11 protein-coding genes and 1 pseudogene are annotated in these 21784 nt (G+C 65.3%); 5 read left to right on the top strand and 7 right to left on the bottom strand.

Annotated features, from left to right (window positions below):
• Positions 1 to 39: 39 nt before the first annotated feature.
• Positions 40 to 1554, bottom strand: a complete 1515-nt coding sequence (locus JW958_04440; protein MBN1825493.1) for an ABC-F family ATP-binding cassette domain-containing protein — start codon at positions 1552 to 1554, stop codon at positions 40 to 42.
• A 415-nt stretch (positions 1555 to 1969) separates the two neighbouring features.
• Here JW958_04440 and JW958_04435 point away from each other — a divergent pair, with 415 nt between their 5' ends.
• Together JW958_04435 and JW958_04430 are read left to right on the top strand one after the other, a co-directional pair.
• On the top strand, positions 1970 to 2497 hold the full coding sequence (locus tag JW958_04435; GenBank protein ID MBN1825492.1) for a hypothetical protein: 528 nt from the start codon (positions 1970 to 1972) through the stop codon (positions 2495 to 2497).
• A gap of 315 nt (positions 2498 to 2812) precedes the next feature.
• Entirely contained in the window at positions 2813 to 4102 is a 1290-nt protein-coding gene (locus JW958_04430) for an ATP-grasp domain-containing protein (protein MBN1825491.1), read from the top strand.
• A gap of 23 nt (positions 4103 to 4125) precedes the next feature.
• Here JW958_04430 and JW958_04425 read toward each other — a convergent pair whose 3' ends face one another.
• The gene (locus tag JW958_04425) at positions 4126 to 8709 is read right to left on the bottom strand and encodes a cadherin-like domain-containing protein (GenBank protein ID MBN1825490.1); all 4584 of its coding nucleotides are present in this window, start codon (positions 8707 to 8709) and stop codon (positions 4126 to 4128) included.
• A gap of 218 nt (positions 8710 to 8927) precedes the next feature.
• Positions 8928 to 9425: an asparaginase gene (locus JW958_04420; GenBank protein MBN1825489.1), complete on the bottom strand. Its 498-nt coding sequence runs from the start codon at positions 9423 to 9425 to the stop codon at positions 8928 to 8930.
• Positions 9426 to 9701: 276 nt separating this feature from the next.
• On the opposite strand from JW958_04420, the gene JW958_04415 reads away from it, so the two are divergent.
• A complete protein-coding gene (locus JW958_04415; GenBank protein MBN1825488.1) occupies positions 9702 to 10508 on the top strand; it encodes an NYN domain-containing protein in 807 nt (268 codons plus the stop codon).
• Between the two features lie 76 nt (positions 10509 to 10584).
• Here JW958_04415 and JW958_04410 read toward each other — a convergent pair.
• The 3 genes and pseudogenes from JW958_04410 to JW958_04400 all read right to left on the bottom strand — a co-directional run bounded on the left by JW958_04410 (position 10585) and on the right by JW958_04400 (position 13059).
• Positions 10585 to 11511, bottom strand: a pseudogene (locus JW958_04410) (radical SAM protein).
• A complete protein-coding gene (locus JW958_04405; GenBank protein ID MBN1825487.1) occupies positions 11508 to 12398 on the bottom strand; it encodes an NAD(P)/FAD-dependent oxidoreductase in 891 nt (296 codons plus the stop codon). The pseudogene JW958_04410 and the gene JW958_04405 overlap by 4 nt, the downstream one beginning before the upstream one ends.
• On the bottom strand, positions 12388 to 13059 hold the full coding sequence (locus tag JW958_04400) for an isochorismatase family protein (GenBank protein ID MBN1825486.1): 672 nt from the start codon (positions 13057 to 13059) through the stop codon (positions 12388 to 12390). Before JW958_04400 ends, JW958_04405 begins: the two co-directional genes overlap by 11 nt.
• 235 nt (positions 13060 to 13294) lie before the next feature.
• Between JW958_04400 and JW958_04395 the strand changes: the two genes are divergently transcribed.
• Positions 13295 to 14602, top strand: coding sequence for a dienelactone hydrolase family protein (locus JW958_04395; GenBank protein MBN1825485.1), 1308 nt, complete (start codon positions 13295 to 13297; stop codon positions 14600 to 14602).
• Positions 14603 to 14741: 139 nt separating this feature from the next.
• Here the strand turns inward: JW958_04395 and JW958_04390 are convergent, their stop codons facing one another.
• Positions 14742 to 15899 carry a hypothetical protein gene (locus JW958_04390; GenBank protein ID MBN1825484.1) on the bottom strand — a complete coding sequence of 386 codons (1158 nt, stop codon included), beginning with the start codon at positions 15897 to 15899 and terminating at the stop codon, positions 14742 to 14744.
• A 434-nt stretch (positions 15900 to 16333) separates the two neighbouring features.
• On the opposite strand from JW958_04390, the gene JW958_04385 reads away from it, so the two are divergent.
• The gene (locus JW958_04385) at positions 16334 to 21784 is read left to right on the top strand and encodes an Ig-like domain-containing protein (GenBank protein MBN1825483.1); all 5451 of its coding nucleotides are present in this window, start codon (positions 16334 to 16336) and stop codon (positions 21782 to 21784) included.

The raw sequence follows: 21784 nt of genomic DNA, 5'->3' as shown, positions 1-21784 counted from the left end.
CCGGGCCGGCGGCGGCGCGGCGGATCGCCCCGCGCCCTCTCATTTCCAAGCACGGACCCGGAGGTCAAAACTCTCCGGTTCTCCGGCGCGGTCGATCATCCAACGGACGCGGGTGAGCCGCCGGAGGAAGGCCGTGTCGTGGCTCACCAGGAGGAGCGCGCCGGGGAATCCGCCAAGCGCCTCCTCCAGGCACTCCACCGAAGGAAGGTCCATGTGGTTGGTCGGCTCGTCGAGCACGATGAGCCACGGCTCCCGCGCCACGCCGACGGCGAGGAGCAGCTTGCGAATCTCCCCTGGCGTCGGCGCGCCGCTCCCGAGCAGACGCTCCGGCCGGGATCCGAGACGACTGACCACGCTCATCATCCTCCCCAGCTCCGCGCGGGGGAGGCTTCGCGCCTCGTCCAGGATCGCCGCCGATCGATCGAGGTCGATCTCCTGCGGGATGTAGACCACACGCCCCTCCGGCAGATCGATGGAGCGGATGATCCTCTCCACCAGGGTGCTCTTTCCCGCTCCGTTCGGTCCGATCAGCGCGACGCGATCGTCGCGACCGACGGCCAAATCGGGATGACGGAGCGCGCCGCCGCCCAGGGGGATCGTCCCGGCGGAGAGACGCAGGAGGTAGTCGCGGGGGCTCTTCGTCCCGGGGAGGGCGATGCCCGTTTCGTACGCCTTTCGCGGACGGATCTCTTCCTCCTTCGACGCGGCGCGCGCCGCCCGGTCCTCCATGTTTCGGAGACGTCGGGCCGCCGCGCCGTCCTTGCCGGTCAGCCGGGCGAGATTCGCCTTCGCGCGACCGTCCCGGTCTTTCGCGTCGAGCCTCTTCTTCGACAGCCCCTTCTCCCCCCGCTCCGATTCTCGCCGGCGGCGGTCCGCCTCCCGCTCCAGACGCCGGCGCTCTCCCCGAGCGATCTCCCGGCGCCGGACCGCTTCCGTCCTCTCCCGCGCCGCCTCGCGCGCCCCCTCTCCGTACCCGCCCGGCCGCAGGATCGCCTCGGGGGGATCGAGGAACAGGCATCGCGCGCAGAGGCGGTCGAGCAGCTCCCGGTCATGGCTGACCAGAAGGCCGACGCCGCGGAATGCGCCGAGTGCGTCGATCAACAGCCCACGCGCCTCCCCGTCCAGATGGTTCGTCGGTTCGTCCACGGCGAGCACCATCGGCTCGCGCCTGAGGAGGACGGCGATTTGCGTCCTCTTCCTTTCACCGTGGCTGAGCGTGCTCCAGCGCCGGTCCCAATCCCCGCCGACGTGGAGCGCGCCCCGCAGGCGGCACGCCTCGGGGTCGGCGCTCCTGAGAAAACCCCCCAGATCCGCCGGCGGGACGTCGGTTCTCTGCTCGCCGTAAAGGGCCGGCCCGGGGATGCGGATCCGCCCGGTCCGGGGTCGGAGATCGCCGACGGCGAGACGGAGCAGAGTGGTCTTCCCCGAGCCGTTCGCCCCCACCACGCCGGTCCATCCCTCCGCGAATCGGCATGTAAAACCGGCGAGGAGCGGCGCCGATCCATCGTCGTAGAGGAAACCGACATCCTCGAACTCGATACCGATGTTTTTCATGTCCCGATTCCCGTCGGACTCTTCGAAAAGAAAAAGCCGCGGTTACCCGCGGCCCGTCCATTCCTCGTACGCATGTCGGACCGGCCGCGATTCGAAAAACCCGCGAAGAAGGGGACCCGCCCCGTCCGGAGATGCCCCCGTCCGCTCCGCCGGAGCGGCGCTTTCTTCGTGTGCTTTAGATCTTCACCGTGCCGATTCCTCCCGGGGCTCTCTTCGGCCCCACGAAGCTATTGTACCATGAATCTCGACTATGAGCCCCCCCGGCGGATTCTCCCGGAACGACCGTACACGTTCCACGCGCCGCGCGGGCCGGTCCGGCGCACCGCCCGATGACGCCCGTTCTCCTTGCGGACGGAACGAATCATGATTTACAATGATGTCGAGGTTCACCCGCCCCTGCCCAAAAGGTACGACCATGTTTCGGCCGGCCCTGTTTCCGATCCTTCTCTTTTTCTTCGTCGCACGAGCCTTCGCCGCGGCGGATGAAACGCCGCCCGACCCCGAACGGACCGGCCCGCGACTCCGCGCCCCGTCGGCATACACCGGCTGGCTTCTGCGGGACGCGCGGCTCCGCCTCACCCCTCCCGAGGAACGGAAGGAACCCGCGGAAACCGAGACGACGCGGTCACCGACCACACTCTCTTTCAACCGCTTCGGCGCCTATCCGGTGGAACAGCTCTACCGCCCCCGCGTCTACGAGCTTTCCCGTTTTCAATGCACGATGAAAGGGCTGGGCGCGGGCGCCCAAACCGGGCTCTTTCTCGGGATCCTCGCCAATGCGCTCTCCGGCTCGGACGACTACCGGAACGCGTGGTACATGGCCGGGGCGATGGCCGCGACCGGGGCGATTCTGGGAGGCACGATCGGCGCGAACGATCCCGGGTGGAGCGTGGGAATCGACTGGTCGACGGATCGGCGGCGCCCCGGAGACGGTTTGGAATAAAAGGAGGCACCCCCCCCGCCGAGGAGAATCACCCCCTTTTTCTTTATTGCCTGTTTTGTTGACTTAGATTAAGATGTGCGCGATTGAACGAACGAGTTCGGCTCGCCGTTCGATCGCCGGCCCGGCGGATACGTAGTCACATTCCCATCGGACCAGGGATTTGCGAGCCGTCGGACCGGGCGCGGGCCAGGGCGAGAGGGGGCGACCCTCACTCACCCCCCGCGCTTTTTTATTGCGGAGGATCCCCCGCGCCGGTACGCTGCGCCGGGTCTCTACTCCACCCGGCGGCGCGCGATGAAACAGGGCGATTCCCCGATGTCCCCAAAGAGCGCTCACCCGAGGCGGCCGAGGCGCGGCCGCAAGTCACCGGTCTACGTGTTGGGAGCGACCACCGCCGGGCTGGCCGTGATGCGGAGCCTGGGGCGCAGGGGAATCCCGGTTTTCGCCCTGGAATCGCCCCCACGCCCTCCCGGCCACTATTCCCGCTACGCCCGGCCCATCCTTCTCCCCGACTTCCGCGAAAACGAAGGCGCCTGGCTGGACCGCCTCCTCCTCTGCGCCGACGGCGCCGATCCCCGGCCGGTGTTGATCCCCGCGGGGGACGATGAGGTCCTCTTCGTCGCCCGGCACCGCCGCCTCCTGGCGGAACGCTTTCGTTTCAACATCCCGAACGACGACGCGCTCTCCGTCGCGTGCGACAAGGCGCTCCTCTACCGATTCGCCGCCGAAACCGGCGTCCCCGTCCCCGAAACACGCTTCCCGGAAGGCCCGCCGGACGAGGCGAACCCGGACCCGGGCGAAATCGGGTTCCCCTGCTTGGTCAAGCCGACGCGCTCCCATCTCTGGCGGAGACGGGGGGGGGCGGAGAAGCTGGCCGTCGCCCGGGACCGACATGACCTGGAGCGCCTCTACCGAAAGATGTGGCGACCCGGCGAGCCCTTGATGATTCAAGAGATCGTTCCCGGAGGCGACAACGCCCTGTACGGCTATCTCTCCTGTTGGGACCGCCGTTCCCGCCCCCTCGTCCTCTTCACCAAGAGGAAGCTGCGCCAGCACCCCGTCCATTTCGGCAACGGAAGCCTCCAAGTCTCCGAGCGAAACGAGACAACGGCGGAGCAGTCCATCCTTCTTCTGAGCGCGCTCGCATACAGCGGGGTCGCTTCGATCGAGTACAAGCGGGATGATCGGGACGGTTCCTTTAAGCTGCTGGACCTCAACCCGCGAACGGTCTCCGGCGAACAGCTCGCGGTGGATTCCGGCGTGGACATCCCCTACATCCACTACCTGGACGTGATCGGGGAGGACGCGCCGGCGACGCCACCCTTCCGAGAGGGAGTCAAGTACGTCCATCTCTCCTGGGACGTTCAGTCGCTTCTGTCGCAGCGCAAGAAGGGAACCCTCCCCTTCCACCGGTGGCTCCTCTCGCTCGCGGGCGTCCGCTCCTTCGCGCTTCTTTCCCTCTCCGATCCGGCTCCTTCTCTCGTGCTCCTCGGACGGGCGTCGCGCCTCGGCGCGCGGAAGATCGCGGCGGCGCTCCCCATCCTCATCGGGAGGCGGCGCGGGAAAGGCCCGGAACGATCGTCCCGGGCCCCCCACAATTCATGAATAAACTCTGTTCGGCGCACCGATCAGCGGATCAACGTGACACGGCGTGTTTCCACCTCGTCCCCCGCGACGAGCCGTAGAAAATAGACGCCCGGGGCGACGCGCGTTCCTCCCGCGCCGGTGCCGTCCCAGCGGACCGCGCCCGACGGCCCGTTCAACTCGTAGGAGCGAACGAGGCGCCCGCTCACGCCGTACACGGAGAGCCGGCCGGGTGCGGAGGCGGGGCAGGCGTACTCGACGGTGACGCCGCCGCGCGAGGGATTCGGAAACACGAAGAATCTCGGAACGCTCGGGCCGAGAATCGACGCGTTCCTCTCTCTTCCGTCCGGGCGGACGGCGTGCCCGCCCTCCTCTTCTTCCTCCTCGAAGACACGGCCGTTTCGGCAACCCGCGCCGAAGGCGCCGATTCGCTCCGTACCGGACAGGCAAACGGAGGCGACGTCGACATGGTAATTCCCCTCCGCCGTCGGGGCGGCGGCGGGCGCGGCGGGAACGCAGAAGAGAGGATCCTCGGCGACGCAATCGCCGCCCCAGACGATTGTTCCGGCGCCGGCGACGCCGCCGGTGTCCACGACGCAACCGGCGAAATCGAGCGACGAACCCGCGGCGTGAAAGATCTCCGGTCCGGAGGCCGCGCCGTTTCCCCGTATCAGCACGCGGTCGAAACCGATCGCGGCGCCTTCGACATACAGGGCGCCCCCTTCGGCGGCGCGGTTCCCCGCGAAAGTGCATCCTTCGAAAACGGGCTCGGATCGGGAATCGCAGTGGAACCCGCCTCCGCCCCCGGAGGCCGCGTTCCCGGTGAAGGCGCAGTTCCGGAAGACGGGTGAGGCGTTCACGCAGAGAACCCCCGCTCCCATCGCCGCCGAGCCGTTCCGGAAAACGATCCCCTCGATCCGTGTCGCGTCGTCCGCCTCCTCACAGAGAAGCACGCGGCCGGTTCCCTCGGCGTCGATCCGCACCTTCGCCCCGGCGCGCTCTACCCCGAAGAGCTTCACCCCCGACTTCATCGCCAGATCGTGCTCACGGTAGACGCCCGACTCGACCAGAACGGTGTCGCCGTATTCCGCCGCGGCGAGGCCCTCCGCGATCGTCGCGGCGTCGCCGGGAACGCGAATCGCATGCGACGTGTGATCGACGAGGATCGTGACGGTCGCCGAATCGGAACCGCCCTCGCAGTCGGACACCAGATAGGTGAAGGCGTCCGCGCCGGCGAAGTCCGGCGGCGGCGTGTAGGTAACCGTGGAATCACCCGCGTCGATCCGCGCGATCCCCGCGGTCCCCTCCGTGCCGAGCAGGAGGATCCGAAGAGGATCGGCGTCCGGGTCGATATCGTTGGCGAGAAGAGAAAGAACGATCGGCTCGTGTAAGACCGTTTCGTACAAATCGTTCGCGGCGTCGGGCGCCCCGTTCGGAGGGGGCGAGCCCGTGGTCGTGAAAGAGAGGGCGTTCGTCTCCTGGACCGGCTGCAGATAGAGCCCGCCGGGGACGATCAAGCCGCCGTAACACGCGACAAAGCCGTCGCGGAGAGGACCGCCGCTCCCCTGGATCACCTGGAAGTCATCCCCCGGCGAGGGAATGTATCCGGAGAGACGCACCTGGACCGCGCCCCCGAAATCGATGGAGCCGGTAACGAGAAGCCGGTCATAGGTGGTTCCCGGGGAGATCCCGCCGATGTCGATGTTTACCTCCGAGAGCGGGCTCATCGAGAAGTCCCCGAGAAAACGGAAGTCTCCGATCGGCGCGCCGGGACGGAGGACGCCGTCGTTGGAGAAGCTCCCGGCGGTGTTGTCGAATGTCCCCGCGCCGCCGAGCACCGCGTTTTCTTGGTGGAGGAAACTTCCCTCGTTGACGACCGAGCCGTCCGCGGGGATCCAGAGAAGACCGCCGTTATCGAAGAGACCGGGGGAGGTGGAACGGCCCGCTTCGAGGGTGAGAACGCCCGCCTCTTCGACGACCAGCGAACCGGTGTTCCGCCACTCCGCGCCGTTCCGGACCGTGGCGACGCCGGCGAGACGAAAATCGGCGGTGGGTTCGTTCTCCAAGACCGCGTAGAGATCGAACGAGGCCCCGCCTTCCACGAACACCTCTCCGCCGTTGACGAGTCCGCCGGAACGATCTCCCGCGGCCTTCCCGCCGGCGTCCCCCACCGTCAGGCCCGCGCCCTCCTCGACGTGAATTTCTCCTTCGTTGTCCGTCTCACCGGTGACGGCGAGAGTCCCCTCTTCGACGCGGATCGCCCCGTCGCCGGGATCGTCGTGACGCTGGTTCTCGCAGCGGCAGCCGAGGTAACTGAAGGAGCGGTCGGTGAATGGCGACGCGCCCGTCTTCTTCAGTTGTCCCGCGTTGCGGAAAAGACCCTCGCCGCCGAGATCCCCGCCGCGGAGATCGAAGACGCCGCCGTTTCGGTTCCAAAAGACGGTGGCGAAGTCGGCGATGGTAAAGACGGCGCCGATATCGACCACGACCCATCCTTCATTCAAAAAGCTTTCCGCCCGCAGCATGCCGTCGCCCGGATCGAGGAGCGCCTCGGCGCCCGTGTTCACGAGAAGGGAACCGGCGTTGGCGAATTCTCCCTCGATGGAGGTGATCCCGCTTTCCAGCACGATGGCGCCGTCGCCCGGATCCTCCCGGGCGTTCTCGAAACCGCAGGAGATGGAGTTGATGGCGCGAGCGTCCCGATAATGCTCGACGCAGCGGACCACGCCCCCGTTCAGGAAGGTTCCCTCGCCGGCGAGGGAACTCCCTTCGAGACGTACGTCCCCTCCCGGATCGTTCCGGAAAACGCGCCCGCCGCCGATCCGAAGGACCCCTTCGTTGAGGATGGTCACGAAACCGGTGTTCACGTAATACGGTGAGCGGAGCATGCCGTCCCCCGGATCGAGCAGCGCTTCGGCCCCCTCGTCCACGAGAAGCGATCCCGCGTTGACGAACTCTCCCTGGAAGTTCAGTACGCCGTCCCAGACGCGGATCGCGCCGTCGCCCGGATCGTCATGGCGGTTTTCGACGCCGCACCTCACGGCGCTGATCGAACGCGAGCCGCGCCTTCCCTCGTCCTTCCGGATTTCTCCGCCGTTCACGACGATCCCTTCGCCGGCGATGTCCCCGCCGGCGAGGACGATCTCGCCTCCATCCAGGTTGTCGAAGGTCGCACCGAAGGGGATCTCCATCGCCGCGCCGGAGGCGACGTGCAGGGCGCCCAAATCGTTCCGGCCGCCTTGCAGCAAGGTGAGCGTGTCCGCGTCGATCCGTAAAAGGACCGCCGCGACCTCCCAGCCGAGGTCGAGGCTGTGGACCGGACCACCGCCCGTGAAGATCACGGTGTCGGGGTCGTCCGGCTTGATGAGCACCGCATCAATGGAATCCGGGAGCCCGGTGGGACTCCAGTTGTAGGGGTCCTCCCAGGATTCCCCGTCCCCCCATCCGACCCACTCTCGCGTGGGGATGCAGCCCTGCGGACGCGCGCCGACCAGCCCGCATTCGAGGTTGTTCGCTTCCGCGCAGGGGGAATCGCTTCGGAGGGTGAGCGAGTCGCCGGTGTTCGCGTCTCCGCAGAAGAGGGGATCGGCGAATAAGTTGCCGTTCTGGCCGAGCTGAACGGCGTTGTCGCCGATCCAGTCGCCGCCGGGGTTACCGAAGATGTCGGAGCAGGTGAAGGTCACCGAATCACCCGGCAGCTGCTCGTAAACCGCCGCGCCCTCTTGGTTGAAGGCGATGATGACGCGGTCCGCGAAGCCGCTTGCGTTGCCGAAGGCAATGCCGCTCCCCAGGGGCGCGGAGTTGCCGACGATGGTGCAACCGTGAAGGGAACCATAGCTGTAGTTGCCGCAAAAGAGGGCGCCCCCCGCGTTCTCGGCGGAGTTGCCGGCGAAAAGGCACGTGTCCACGGCCGCGCCGCCGAAGCCGTTCATCGCCAGTGCGCCCCCCATATGATCCGCCACGTTGCCTTGAAAATCACAGCGCCGGAAGGTGGAGGAGGCGTCTCCGATGTTTACGGCGCCGCCGTTCTGGGTGGAGTGGTTTCCCGTGAAGACACAGTCCTCGAACCAAGGATCGGCGTTCGCCCCGGTGGCGACGGCGCCTCCCACGTCGGTGCAGTCGTTTTCGTTGAACACGCATCCGATGAAACGAGGGCGACACTGATCGTAGACGAACACCGCCCCGCCCCGAGCGTAAGCCCTGTTTTCCTCGAAACGGCAGCCGCGGAAAAGGGGGTGGGCCGGGTTCATGTACCCGCCGAGATAAACCGCGCCGCCGTCGCCGGCCATGGCGTAGCCGTCTCGGAAGGTGATCCCTGCGATTTCCGTCGTGCTGTCGCAGGATACGATGGAAAACAGACGGCCGGACGCCGCCCCGTCAATAACGACGCAAGAGGGGTCCCCCGTTGATCCGAGCAGCTTCACGCCGCTCTTCATCGCGATATCCGTCTCTTCATATACGCCGCACCCGACGAGTACCGTGTCGCCGTAAGCGGCGGAATCGATTCCCGCGGCGATGGTCGGGGCGTCCCCCATTCCGTCCGGCTGAATGTTGAAGGTTCGGGCGGCGACCGGACAGGTCGCGACGAAAAGGGCGATGATCCCTGACAAGAGGGTTGGAACGCGCACCGGGGAACCTCCTCAAAAGAGTCGAGCAAATTGTTGAAAGGCGAATCTGTGTCGGGCAGACTTGAAAGCAGACGGTAGTATACCATGGATAACCCGATGATTTCCAGTGGAATAACCCGGCGGAGGGGCCCTGGACGAAAGCGTGGCGGGGAGAACGTGATGAAAAGTCATCGGGGGCGGGCGCCGCGTCCCGCCCCACGATCGGGCCCGCGCCCGAGTCAGCCGTCGAGTTCCTCGAACTCGCCGGTCTTTCGGTTCTTGCGGACGTTGTTCCAATCGAAGTAGCGGCCGTTCATGGCGACGTAGACTCCGGGGGGAAGGGTCTGTACGAAGGCGAGGGCGCTCCCCATGTTGAAGAGGCCGTCCGAGCTGCCGAAGGTGTAGGGGATCATCGCGCCGGTGATGACGATCGTCTTCCCCTCCACCTCCTTCGCGAGGATCGCGGCGGTCTCCACCATCGTGTCCGTCCCGTGCGTGATGATGATCCTTTCCTCGAGAGCGGAGCGACAGTTCTTCGCGATGATGGCCCGATCGTCATCCGTCATGGAGCGACTGTCGATCATCATCAGGTTCCGGATGTTCATCTCCATCCGGCTCCTCCCCATCCGGAGCACCGCCGGAACGTGGGAATCCTTGAAGAATAGATCGCCGGTCAGCTCATTGTATTCCTTGTCGAAGGTGCCGCCCGTCACGAATATGCGAATAGCCTTTTCCATTTCTCTCGTCCTTTCTCGATGCCCGGTCCAACCGGACCTAGGATTGTACCACCTTTCGGTTCCCCCTCCGCGTGACCGGATCGATTCCGAACGCGGCGATGCATCGTGTGGTTTGACAATATGTTCCAGGCCCCACCCGTCCGCCCCGGGCGACGAAAAGCCCGATCCGAGGCGCCGCGCTCGGCGAAGCGCCTTCTATTCCCTTGGCGAAAGAGGGATGCGGTGACAGAATGAGCGGACGCGCGGAGCATCGAAACCCGAAACGGGAGGTTCCCCATGGGCAACACAACGGCCGGCAGCGGACAGGAGCGCAACCTGGCCGTCTTCATCGATTTCGAAAACCTGGCGCTCGGCTTTTCCGGCCGCCGGAAAAAAGAGTTCGACATTCACCGCGTCCTCGACCGCCTCGTCGAGAAAGGGAAGGTCCTCGTCAAGACGGCCTACGCCGACTGGGGGGGGAAGTTCCGGGAGTACACCAAGGAACTACACGAGTCGGGCGTCGAACTGATCGAGATTCCGAAGCGTTCCCAGACGGGTAAGAACTCGGCGGACATCCGCCTCTGCGTCGACGCGATGGATCTCAGCTACAGCAAGGAACACATCAACACCTTCGTGGTCGTCTCCGGCGACAGTGATTTCTCCCCCCTCGTTTCCAAGCTGAAAGAGAACGGGAAGTACGTCATCGGCCTCGGCATGAAGAAGTCCACTTCCAAGCTGCTCGCCGACAACTGCGACGAGTTCCTCTACTACGAGGACCTGGGCGAAGAGGAAACACCCGGAGCGACGCCGTCCGAAGGGAAGAAGATCCCAGCGGACAAGCGGGAACTCTACTTTCTTTTATTCGACGTCATCCGCGCCCTACAGCGCGAGAACTATGAGGTGATTTACTCTTCGCTCGTCAAGGATACGATGAAGCGGAAACGCCCCTCTTTCAACGAATCGAGCTACGGATTCCGGAGTTTCAGCGAACTGCTCGAGGATGCGCAGGAGGCGGGCCACATCTCCCTGAAGACGGACGAACGAAGCGGAACCTACGTGGTCACCCGCCTCAACTACGGCCGCCGGAGACGCCGGCGGTCCTAGCGTACGAGACAGGCTAGCGGGGCGGCGAGGCGCCTCCTCCTTCGAGCGTCTCGGGCGGCGCGTGCTCCCGCACCGGATAGGTGTACCCGTCCGCCATTCCGCTCTCCGCCAGAAGGCTGCGCCGGACATATTGCCCGCAGTTGCTTCCGATGTGGTTTTCCACCAACTCGCCGACGCTGACGATCACTCGGTAGCCCGCGGCGCGGAGCGCGAGGACCATCTCGTAATCCTCGTCGTCGCGCGCCGGATCGATGTACGTATCGAGGCCGTTCTCGCGGGCGCGGTAGGTCGGGTTGAGCGGCGTGATCTTGACGATGAACCGTTCAGGGTCGAAGTATCTACGTAGAACGGCGGGGTCTACCGGCGTCTCTCGCGCGGGGGCGAAGTTGAGGGTGATCCGACGGTCGCCGGGCTCGTAAAAACGCTCGCCGTATTCGGCGATCTCACGCAAGCCCCACTTCCGCGCCGGGATGAGACGATTCCGCAGCTCGTCGTCGGTTGTGTGGACGGAAAACTGAAGCTGGAAACGGCCTCCCGTGTAGCGCTCCCCCTTGATCTCCAGAAGCCTCTCGAAAAAGTCCCCGGCGGCGAATGGGGCGACGGTGGACACGGAAGGGATCAGCCCAGGCGCGCGCAGGCGGTCCGGCAGCTCTCTGAGCACGTCGATCACCGCGGGATTGAGTGAGGGCTCCCCCATTCGCGCGAACTGCACTTTAAAGAGGGCGCAGGGGACCTCCCCCCCGGGGAACCGGCTCTTTACGAGAATGTCGATCTGCGAGAAAATCTCCTCCGCCGTCGGCTTTCCCTTGAAGTCGCCGCCGGCGTCGCACATGGCGCAACCGATCGGACATCCGAAAAGGGTAGACACGAGGAGGACCCATTTCTTGTCGCGTGGAATCGGCGGCTGCACCGATTCGGCGAACTCCAGCAGGCCGCCGCCGGCCGTCTCGGCGAGATAGACCCGGGCTACTCGATCGTCCCCGGAAGAAGCTACGATTCTCAACCTTGTCTCCCCATGAGGTGACGGGCGATCCGCATCGCCGCGCGCACGCCGTCCCCGACGGCGATCGTCGTTTGGCGATAGTCGCCGTTCGCCGCATCGCCGATCACGTGAAATGTCTCTCCGCGCCCGTCCCCTCGCGACGGTTCCGGAGAGAGCCCGGTCCAGCCGAGACACGGATCGCGCCCGATCGCCGCCACCAGGTAATCCACCTTGAAACGGTCGGCGCCGAAAGGTCCGGTCCTTTCGAGCAGCAGGCCGCCTTCATTCTCCTTCCGTATCGCGATGACGGCCGTCTCCTCTTCATAAACGACCCGCGGGGCGGCGCGAACGCGCTCGCGGAGAAGGGGAATGCAGCGCGCCTCCTTTCCTCGATTCATGAGAAAGACCTCGTTCGCGGCGGAGAGGGTGAGGGCGTAGTCGAAGGCGGCGTCGCCGGCGCCGACGATTCCGATCCGCATCCCGCGCGCCCGCCGGATGGAGCGAATCTCGTAGAGAACCTTATCGGCGGCCTCGGCGATCCCCTTCGGATCTGTCCATAGACGCGGTTCCGTTCCGGTGGCGATCACCGCTGCGCCCGCGCGGATCGTCCCGGCGGTGGAGCCGATGAGGATTCGGTCTCCCTCTCGGACGAGTGAAGTCGCCTCGGCTTTTGTCACGCGAACACCCGCCCGCGCGGCCTGCTCCTTCATGAGCGCCGCCAGCTCCCACCCCGGAATGCCGGCCGGGAAACCCGGATAGTTCTCGACCGAGCCGGCGTTTGGGAGAAGACCACCCGGTTCGTCCCGCTCCAAGACCACGGGCGCGACACCGCAGCGGCGCAGTTGCATCGCCGCCGCCAGGCCCGCCGGGCCGGCTCCTACGATGACGACGACAGGCTCAGCGGGCATCGGCGTTCTTCATCGCGCGCAGAAGATCGCCCGCCAAAATCGGAACGGCGAAACCATGCGCGAGATTGAGCAGGGAGGCGCGGTGGAAATCTTCGTGATAATCGGCGGTGGCGTCCACGGTGAAGAAGACGTGAAAACCGCGGACGAACGCGGACCGGGCGGTGCTCTCGCAGCAAAGGTGTGCGACCACGCCGCAGACGACGACCTGCTCCACCGATCGTTGCCGAAGAATCTCCGCAAGGCCGGTTTCGTGGAAGGCATCGTACTGGCTTTTCACGATCACGGTCCCTTTTCCAGCGCCGATCCCTTCGATGATCTCGCCGCGCGGATCGTTCACGCCGATCATGTCGCCCCACCAATCCGCCATGCGCCCCGCGTTTCGCACATCGTTCCCGTGGCGCGTAAAAAAGAGAGGAAGCCCCATTTCCGCGTAGGCTTCCGCCAGATCGCGCACACGCGGCAGAATCGCCGGGCCGCCGGGAACGAAGGCGTGGGAGTCTTCGTCCAAAAAATATTTCTGTAGATCCAGAACCAGGAGCGCCGAGCGGCGAGGATCAAAGAGTGTCGTCCCCGTCCGCCGCACGGCGTTCGTCTCCCGGAGAAACGCGGCGGCGCGCCCGTCGATCGTATCCGGCGTGAAGTATCTCTCTTTTCGCGTCATCCTTTCCGCTCCACACCCCCCCGAAGGGGAACGTTTCTCCTTGTCCCGAACGCGAATCCGGCCGGACCCGCGCGGAAAGTGTACCATCTCTTCCGCGCCTTCCCGAGCATTGCTTCGCCGCCGCCGCCGAGAACGCATCCGGTTATTATTCAATTTGTTAGAAGGCTGTTCTCGCATCGTCGGCGGCGGCGTGCGAGAATCGACCTCGGGATATCCGCCGTCGAGGAGAAACGAAATGAAACGGAGAAGCGCCTTCGCCCGTGCGATCCTGATCCTGGCCGTCTTCAGCTGCGGCGTGCTTCTGCAGAAATACGTCGGGCTTGGGCGGCTACTCCCTCGCCCGGACCGCGCCGCTCCGAACCGAGAAAGCGCCGCACTCCGGTATGACGCGCCCGTCCCCCCCGAGGCGCTCGCCGGTTTCGGCGAACCTTCCTCTCCCTTTTCTCCCGAATCCGCTTACGTATACTCCACCGGTCCGGAGAGGAACGGAACGGGACCGTCTCGGTTCCCCTCCTACCGCTATTACGGTCATTACCGGGACGTCGCAGACTACCTCGCCTCGCAAGAGCGGAAGGCGGAGGCACGGCGCCTCCACGACGTTTTTTGGGCGGCCGAGCCCGCGCAGGGAGAGGGAGATCCTTTCGCGACACAACGTTCGTTCTTAAAAGAAACGCTCGGCGTCGCCGACGCGGCCCCGGCGGGGGCGGTACTCGGGCGCGAGCGCGTGTCGGAAAACGAATCGATGATCGTCTCGCGACTCGAAATGCAGAGCCGCATCCCCGCGATCTCCTTCCCCCTTTACACCGCCGCTCCGGCGCGGGAAGCCCCCCGGGGAGTGGTGATCGCCCTGCACGGCCACTCCGGCGCTCCGGAAAAGGTGGTGGGATTGGAAGGGCGTGACTACACGCGCGCCTTCGGCGCGGAACTCGCCCGCGACGGCTACATGGTCTTCGCGCCGTACGTGCTCGGCGTGAGCCGCCTCAACACCAACATCCACGGCCTGGGCATGCTTTACTCCAAAAACACAAAGTACTCGATCGATCTCCAGAAACTTCTCGCCGTCGTGGACCACGTCCGCTCCGACCCGGAACTCGGGGCGCTTCCGCTCGCGGTGTACGGCATCTCTTATGGAGGACGGCTGGCGGTCCTGCTTGCCGCGATTGACGCGAGAATCGACGCCGTGGTCTCGAGCGGCGCGATGAAGTTCAGCCGCGCCATGCTGGAGGAGCATTACGGCCTGGAGAGCGAGGTGTACTGGGCGGACCAATCGATCTTCAACCACCCCTACCACGTCTATTTCGACTTCGCGGACCTTGCCCGCCTTGTCCGGCCTCGGCCGCTCGTTATAGAGATGGGGGCTTACGATCTATTCGGAAGGCCCGAAGCGATGGTGGAGGAGTGGCGCGCCGTACAGAAGATCTATGCGGAAGGAGAAGCCGGGGACCGCGTCGGGTTGGTTTGGTTCCGGGGATACCACGAAACGTCGCCCTCTCTGGTCCTCCCCGTTCTCGATCACTTCCTGTTCGAGGCGCGCGCAGACTGACCGAGCCCAACGCCTTGTTCGGACACAAGATGCGCAGGCGAAGCCCGGAAATCCCTTTCGACTCTCCGCGCCCATTCGTCCTCGCGGAATACCCTCTTCTCCCTCCCGTTCTTCTTTGCCGCTCTCTCCCGCCCTCTCCCTACATACACTCCCCGTCGGGCTTGCAGAAGAGAAGTCCGGAGCAGCGGCACTGCTTTTTCAACAGATGAAAGAAGAGAACGACCGCGCTCAATGCCGTCAGCAGAACGAACGCATAGGTAAGCGGATTGGGCACGAAGACCTTGTAGAAGAACGAACCCAGAACGGCGAAGGCGACGACGGGGCAAACGAAACCCCATTGGGTGACATAGAACTCCCGCTTCGGAAAATGGTTCTTCAGATAATCGGAGAGGAGCCGAAGTCCGAAAACGACGTACCACAGTTCAAAGGCGAAGGAGAGGGTGATGATGAGGAAGCTGAAGACCTCCGTGTGCATGTCCCACTTCGCGTGAAGATAATGCATGAGGCGGTAACCGCTGATCGCGTAGAGGGTGACGTTGGGAACGACGATGAGGAAACTCGGGAGGGACTGCTTCTCCGGCAAGCCCCGGGCGGCGAAGTGACTATTGAAGACACTGATCAGCTTCACGCCCAAAAGGAAAAGGCCGAGCGTCCCCGACACGAGAGAGAGGAAGGCGGCGGTATGCGCGATCGCCGGGCTCTGCGCGAGCGCGGCGAAACCGGTGCCGGTCACCGTGATCATTCCGAGGGCGAAGGGATGGAGCAGCCAACCGAAGCTGACCTTGTGGTAATCGAAGCTCTCCACGAAGGAGATGCGCATCAGTTTGATTTCCATGCGAAGCACGAAAAACCAGAGGATCGCCCAACCGATCAACGCGGGGAGCATCAGACCTTGCAGATTGTCCGCGAGTCCCGGAATGAAAAACCGAACCGGCCCCACGAAGACGTTCATGGTCATACAGAGCGATATGAAGGGGGCGAGGATGCCGCCGTTCTTCAGGGGATCGCGCATGAAATCCGAGTATTCCCCGCCGCGAATCCATCGAATCAGGCCGGGCAGGAATGCGAGTGATAAAACCACGTGGATGAGCACGAAGAGGATCATGACCGCTTCCAGCCCGAAGAAGAGCGCCTGTTGAACCGCGGAAACGTCCGCGCCGGCCAGGTGTTCGATGCGCACCAGCCCTTTCGGGTGCGGATGCGTGTACTGCAGGAAGGCAAAGGGGATCACGGAAATGCCTCCCGCGCCGAGCGATGCCAGATAGATCAGCGGGGAAAACGTTTGCTTGCTCGCCATCGATCGAAAACCTCCGTCGGACCCTCGGTCCGCGTATCATCCCTCGCCGGAAAGGAGGGGCGGCCCTTCCCGGAAAGAACCCTCGCCTTCGGCCTCTTCACTCTCCCGCACGGAAAGGTTTGGTCGTCGGCGCCGCGGGCGATGAGAGGGCGCCCGCAAAGCACATTATCCAAACATAATAAAAGCACCCCCGACGCGCATTCACGCGTCGCGAACACTAACGGCCATATATACAACGAGTTGCGCCTCGGACAATCCGGAGGTTCGGCGGCGGTTTGGAATCTTATCCGCGAAAGCGGCCATCCCCCGCCCCTCTTCGCCGGCACGCGCGTCCGACCCGCCCGCGCCCTCTCCCCGGTTGCGACCGGGTTTCTAAGCAGGTAAACTTCATCCGATCGAATGGCACACGACCCGTATCCGAGGAGGGTTTCCGCATGCCCCACCCGTCCCGCCGATCGTCGCCGTCCCCTCTCTCTCCCATCCTTACCGGCCGGTTCGGCGGCCGTCCCGTCCCGCGCCTTCTCGCGACATTTTTCGCAGCGGCGATGATGTCGTCCATCTCCTGTGGAGGATCCGGTTCCTCCGTCGAGGTGCTCTCTCTCTCCCCCGAAGGCGAGGTTACCCAAACCACCAACTTCACGCTTCGCTTTTCCGAACCCGTCATCCCGGACTCACTGGTCGGTTCGACGATCGACAGCCTCTCCCTGCGCTTCGATCCGCCGATTCCCGGGGAACGGCTCTGGATCGCTCGGGACAAAATCCGATTTTTCCCCGAAGCGATGCTCCGCCCCTCGACGCAATATCGAATGGCCCTCTCCCCCGCGCTCTTCGAGAGTTTCGGCCGCCGACTCGAAGGGAACCGGGAATTCTCGTTTCACACACCCCGGTTCCGCGTTCTGGACGCCCGTCTCCTTTACGAATTCCTTCCGGACAGGAACGATAAAGCCCGCCTGCTCGGCACGGTGCGATTCAACTTCCCCGTCGATCCGGCGGAAGCCTCCCGGAACATGGAGCTTCAATACGACGACGGTGAATCCATCGTGTTCGCCGTGGCGGAAAAGGAACCTTCGACGGTCATCACCATCCGGGCGGACGAGGTTCGGCGCGACGCGGAAGAAGCGGGCCTCTCCCTGATCGTGCGGGCGGGGCTGGACTGCATGGACGGCGGTCTACCTCTCGAGCGGGACCATCGGGAACCCCTCACCCTACCCGGTCAGGTGGACCTCCGCGTCGAGCGTGTGTATCCGTCGGAAGAGCCCGGAGAAAAACCGGCGATCGCCGTCGACTTCAACCTTCCGGTCTCCCGGGACCAGGCGGTCCGCTTCGTCGTTTTGGATCCGCCCGTGGAGATCACCGTCACGGCCGGCCATCGGCGGGTCACGCTCCGCGGCGATTTCGAGGCCGGAAAGACCTACCGTGTTTCCTTCGGCTCCGGCCTGCGGGCTGTGGACGGATCCCCGATATCGCGCGACTTCTCCACCTCCGTCGTCCTCCGCGGAAAGGACATCCCGCCGCAGATCGGCTGGCGCGGCGATGGTTTCTATCTCACCCGCGGCGGCCTCCTCAACATCGCCCTCGAGACGATCAACGTGGACAGCGTGTCCCTCCAGGTGAACCAGATCTTTCCCAACAACCTGGTTCATCTTCTCGACGACGTGGATCCCGCCGCGGAGTACGGTTACTACTCCTTGCGTTCCCTGGGCCGGGAGGTGAAGCGTTTCGGCATCCCCATCGCGGACGCCGGTAACGCGCCGTCCACCACCCCCCTGAGCGTCGCCGAAATTCTGGACGAACACGGATGGGGCGTGTATCAGTTCGTCGCCTATTCGACGGAGACGCGCTGGCGCCGCGCCATGCGCTGGGTGGTGGCGACGGACATCGGCCTGACGGCGAAGGAGAGCGGCGACCGGCTCTTGATCTGGGCGAACTCCCTCCTGACCCTCGACCCGATCGCGGACGCCGAGATCCGCCTCCTCAGCCGGAACAACCAGCTTCTCGCCACGGCGCGGACCGACGCGGAGGGGATCGCCGTCCTGGAACCGCCGCGGGATCGAACGGAGGATTTCACCCCCTATCTGATCACCGCAGCCCACGGCGACGACTACTCCTTCCTCGAACTCGATCGCCGGATTCTTTCCACGGGAAGTTTCGATGTGGACGGCCGTCCTTCGCTCACCGACGGATACGACGCCTTCCTCTACACGGAAAGGGGCGTGTATCGGCCGGGAGAAACGGCCGCCCTGGCGGCGTTCCTTCGCGGTCCGGATCTGCTCCCCCCGACTCCCTTTCCGGTTCGACTCGCCGTCGTTTCCCCGGATGGTCGGATCCTCTCCGAGCAGCGGGGCGTCCCGAACGACGGGGGCGCCGTCGAATTTCTGGTTCCACTCCCGGAGCACGCGCGCACCGGCGGCTACACGGCGATGTTGAACGTCGGCGAGGAAACCGAGATCGGACGCGTCCGGTTCAGCGTCGAGGATTTCATTCCCGACCGCATGAAAGCGTCCCTTCACACCTCAAAAGACGAATACGAGCCCGGCGACACCATGGCGATCGACGTGGAGGCGCTCACCCTGTTCGGCCCCCCCGCCGCGGGAAGACGTGTCGACGCCTCCGTCGAGATCGTCGATCACGATTTCACTCCACCCGGCTGGGAGGGATTCGTCTTCCGCGATCGGGGCGAAGCGTTCCCCGGCGGCAAGTTTCCCCTCGGAGAGGCCCTTCTGGACGAGGAGGGCCGCCATCGTTACCTCTTCGCCGTTCCCGGCGACCTGCGGCCTCCCGCCGGCCTGCGGGGGATCCTCTCGGCGACCGTTCTCGAGCCGGGCGGACGCGGCGTGACCGCCTATCGCGCGGTACTGATCCACCCCCATCCACGCTACGTGGGCCTCCGCCGGAGTTCCTCGGGATACGCCGAGCGCGGCAAGCCGGTGGAGATCGAATACGCCCTGGTCGCGCCGGACGGCCGCCCCTTGGAGGGAAGATCTTTACGGGTCACTTTCCATCGCGTCGTGTGGCAGTCGATTCTCCGCGACACCGGGCAACGCGGATACCGTTACGTTTCGGAGCGGGTCGAGGAACCGCAGCGGGAGTTCTCCGTAACCACCTCCGCCGGCGTCGCCTCGTTCACCGTCACCCCGGAGGACTACGGCAGCTTTCTCGTGGTGACGGAGGATCCCGAAACGGGCGCCGCCGCCTCCATCGGTTTCTACGCCAGCGGATGGGGGTACGCCCCTTGGGCGATGGACCGACCGGACCGCGTCGAACTCGACCTGGACCGAGACGTCTATCGGACCGGCGACACGGCTAAGCTGCAGATCCGCGCCCCCTTCTCCGGAAAGCTCCTCCTGACCGTCGAGCGGGAGCGCGTGCTGAGCCACCGCATACTCACGCTCTCGGAAAACACCGCCATGGTCGAGATCCCCGTGCGGGAGGAATATCTCCCCAACGTTTACCTCTCGGCTCATCTGATCCACTCGACGGAAAACCTGGAGCCCGACACGCCGATCCGCGCCTTCGGGGTGATCCCGCTGAAAGTCGACACCGAGGACAGGCGGCTCGCCGTCGAACTCGAAGCGCCCGACGTGATCCTTCCCGAGCGCGAGCTGACCGTCGACTTCCGCGTGAACGGATTGCGTGGGCGCGCGGCGGACGTCACCATCGCCGCCGTCGACGAAGGGATCTGCCGGCTCACCGACTTTCAGACCCCCGATCCGCACGCCCACTTTCTCGGCCGGCGCCGTCTTCTCGTCCGCTCCCACGATCTCTACGGCGCGGTGCTCCCCGAGTTCGAGCCTCTCGCCTCGTCGTCTTCGGGCGACGTGGAGACCGCGCGTAAGCGCCAGCTGAGTCCCGTGGCCGTCCAGCGGGTCCGACCCGTGTCGTTCTGGTCGGGGCTGGTCCGCACCGACGATCGGGGACACGGGCGCGTGACTTTCCCGATCCCCGAATTCGCCGGGACGATCCGCCTGATGGCGGCCGCCGCGGCGGACGACCGATTCGGCGGCGGGGAGAACCGGGTGATCGTGCGCCGGCCGATCCAGATGACCCCCACCTTTCCGCGCTTCCTCGCCGGCGGGGATCGGTTCACCGTGCCGGTGGCCGTCTATAACGGAACCGGCGCGGAATCGGAGATCGCCGTCCGGCTGGACGCGCATGGACCGGCCCGGATTCGAGGAGCGGCGACGGCGCGGCTTTCCATCCCGGACGGAACGGAGGACGTGGCGTTCTTCGAGGTCGAAGCGGACGAAGGCGCCGGGGAAATCGAGTTCCTTCTCACCGCCGAAGGAGGAGGAGAGCGCTCCGAGATCCGCGTGAAGGCGCCCCTCCGCCCGCCCGCCCCGATGCTCACACTCGCCGGAAGCGGCGTCGTCACCGACTCCATGCCCGCCTCCTTCGTTCTCCCCGGAGACTGGATCGAGGGGAGCGCGGACTTCTCGCTCTCCCTCTCATCCTTCCCGGCCGTCCGTTTCGGAGCCGGGCTGCAGTACCTGCTCCGTTACCCACACGGTTGCCTGGAACAGAAGGTCTCCGGTCTCTTCCCCCTCCTCTACTTCGACGACCTCGCGCGCCTCGTCGATCCGGCACTTTTCGGCGGCGGCGGCGGCGATTACTATGTCGCCGAGGGGATCGCCGAGATCGAATCCATGCAGCTCCCCGACGGCGCGTTCTCCTATTGGCCGGGCGGCGGCCACGTGAACGACTGGTGCAATCTCTACGCGATTCACTTTCTGATCGAGGCGCGGCGCAACGGTTACACCGTTACGGATCGCGTTTACGACCGGATGGTCCGCCTGCTCCCCGGTTACGCCCGGATGAACTCGCAGAACAAGGATCGTGAATACGCGCTCTCCGCCTATGCCTGCTACCTGGCGTCGCTCGCGGGCGCGCCCGAACGCGCCTCCATGAACTTCCTCCTGAACAGCACCACGGACCGGCTGGCCGACTACTCGCTCTATCAGCTCGCCGGAGCCTTCGCCCTCGCGGGGGACATGGTCACCGCGCACCGGCTCCTTCCCAAATCCGCGGCCCCCACGTCGGCCCCCGAAGAGGCGGCGGAATCCGGCGGCATCCTGCATTCCCCCGTTCGGGGGACGGCGATCTGCCTCGACGTTCTGGCCGAAGTGGACCCGCGCAATCCGGTGGTGCCCGTTCTCGTGCGGTCGCTGACGGACGCGGCCGAGAAGAACCGCCGCTGGGAAACGACCCAGGAGAACGCTTTCGCCCTTCTTGCGCTCGGGAAGATCATGCGGACGCAGCAGGGGGACGGATCCTTCCGGGGCGTCGCGCGGATCGACGGCCGCGAGCTCGGGCCATTCGACAACCGCGGCGACCGTTTCGCCGGACGGGACTGGGGGGGCGGCGAGGTGTCGCTCGACCTGACGGGAAACGGCGTTTGCTATTACTACTGGCGCGCCGACGGCATCCCCTCGGGACGCCACATCGAAGAGTACGACCGCGACATCGAAGTGCGACGGCGCTATCTCGACGAGGAGGGCGTTCCGATCCGATCGGACGCTTTCCGCCAGGGGGACTTGGTGGTCGCCGAGGTGACCGTGCGCGCTCTTTCCGGCGACGTCGAAAACGTGGCCGTGGTCGACCTTCTCCCCGCCGGTCTGGAGATCGAGAACCCGCGGCTTCAGTCGCGCCGCGCCCTCACCTGGATCGACAAGAAGACGCGCGGCCCGGTCTACATGGATTTCCGGGACGACCGGATCGTCTTTTACGGCGACCTGCGGCAGGGGGAAACCGAGAAGTACTACTACGGCCTTCGCGCCGTCACGGCGGGAGAGTTCACGCGGCCGCCGGTTCGCGCCGAAGCGATGTACGCGCCCATGAAATCATCGGTCGCATCGGGCGGACGGATCACCGTGCGCCCCGCCGATTGA

It is taken from the genome of Candidatus Eisenbacteria bacterium, from assembly GCA_016930695.1.
In the GTDB taxonomy this organism is placed as follows: domain Bacteria; phylum Orphanbacterota; class Orphanbacteria; order Orphanbacterales; family Orphanbacteraceae; genus JAFGGD01.
Note: the sequence above shows the minus strand (reverse complement) of the source record. Positions and strands in the feature narration are given on the sequence as shown.

Coding starts and splice junctions, on each gene's coding strand:
- JW958_04440 (MBN1825493.1), bottom strand. CDS start 1,554: ATGAAAAACATCGGTATCGAGTTCGAGGATGTCGGTTTCCTCTACGAC.
- JW958_04435 (MBN1825492.1), top strand. CDS start 1,970: ATGTTTCGGCCGGCCCTGTTTCCGATCCTTCTCTTTTTCTTCGTCGCA.
- JW958_04430 (MBN1825491.1), top strand. CDS start 2,813: ATGTCCCCAAAGAGCGCTCACCCGAGGCGGCCGAGGCGCGGCCGCAAG.
- JW958_04420 (MBN1825489.1), bottom strand. CDS start 9,425: ATGGAAAAGGCTATTCGCATATTCGTGACGGGCGGCACCTTCGACAAG.
- JW958_04415 (MBN1825488.1), top strand. CDS start 9,702: ATGGGCAACACAACGGCCGGCAGCGGACAGGAGCGCAACCTGGCCGTC.
- JW958_04405 (MBN1825487.1), bottom strand. CDS start 12,398: ATGCCCGCTGAGCCTGTCGTCGTCATCGTAGGAGCCGGCCCGGCGGGC.
- JW958_04400 (MBN1825486.1), bottom strand. CDS start 13,059: ATGACGCGAAAAGAGAGATACTTCACGCCGGATACGATCGACGGGCGC.
- JW958_04395 (MBN1825485.1), top strand. CDS start 13,295: ATGAAACGGAGAAGCGCCTTCGCCCGTGCGATCCTGATCCTGGCCGTC.
- JW958_04390 (MBN1825484.1), bottom strand. CDS start 15,899: ATGGCGAGCAAGCAAACGTTTTCCCCGCTGATCTATCTGGCATCGCTC.
- JW958_04385 (MBN1825483.1), top strand. CDS start 16,334: ATGCCCCACCCGTCCCGCCGATCGTCGCCGTCCCCTCTCTCTCCCATC.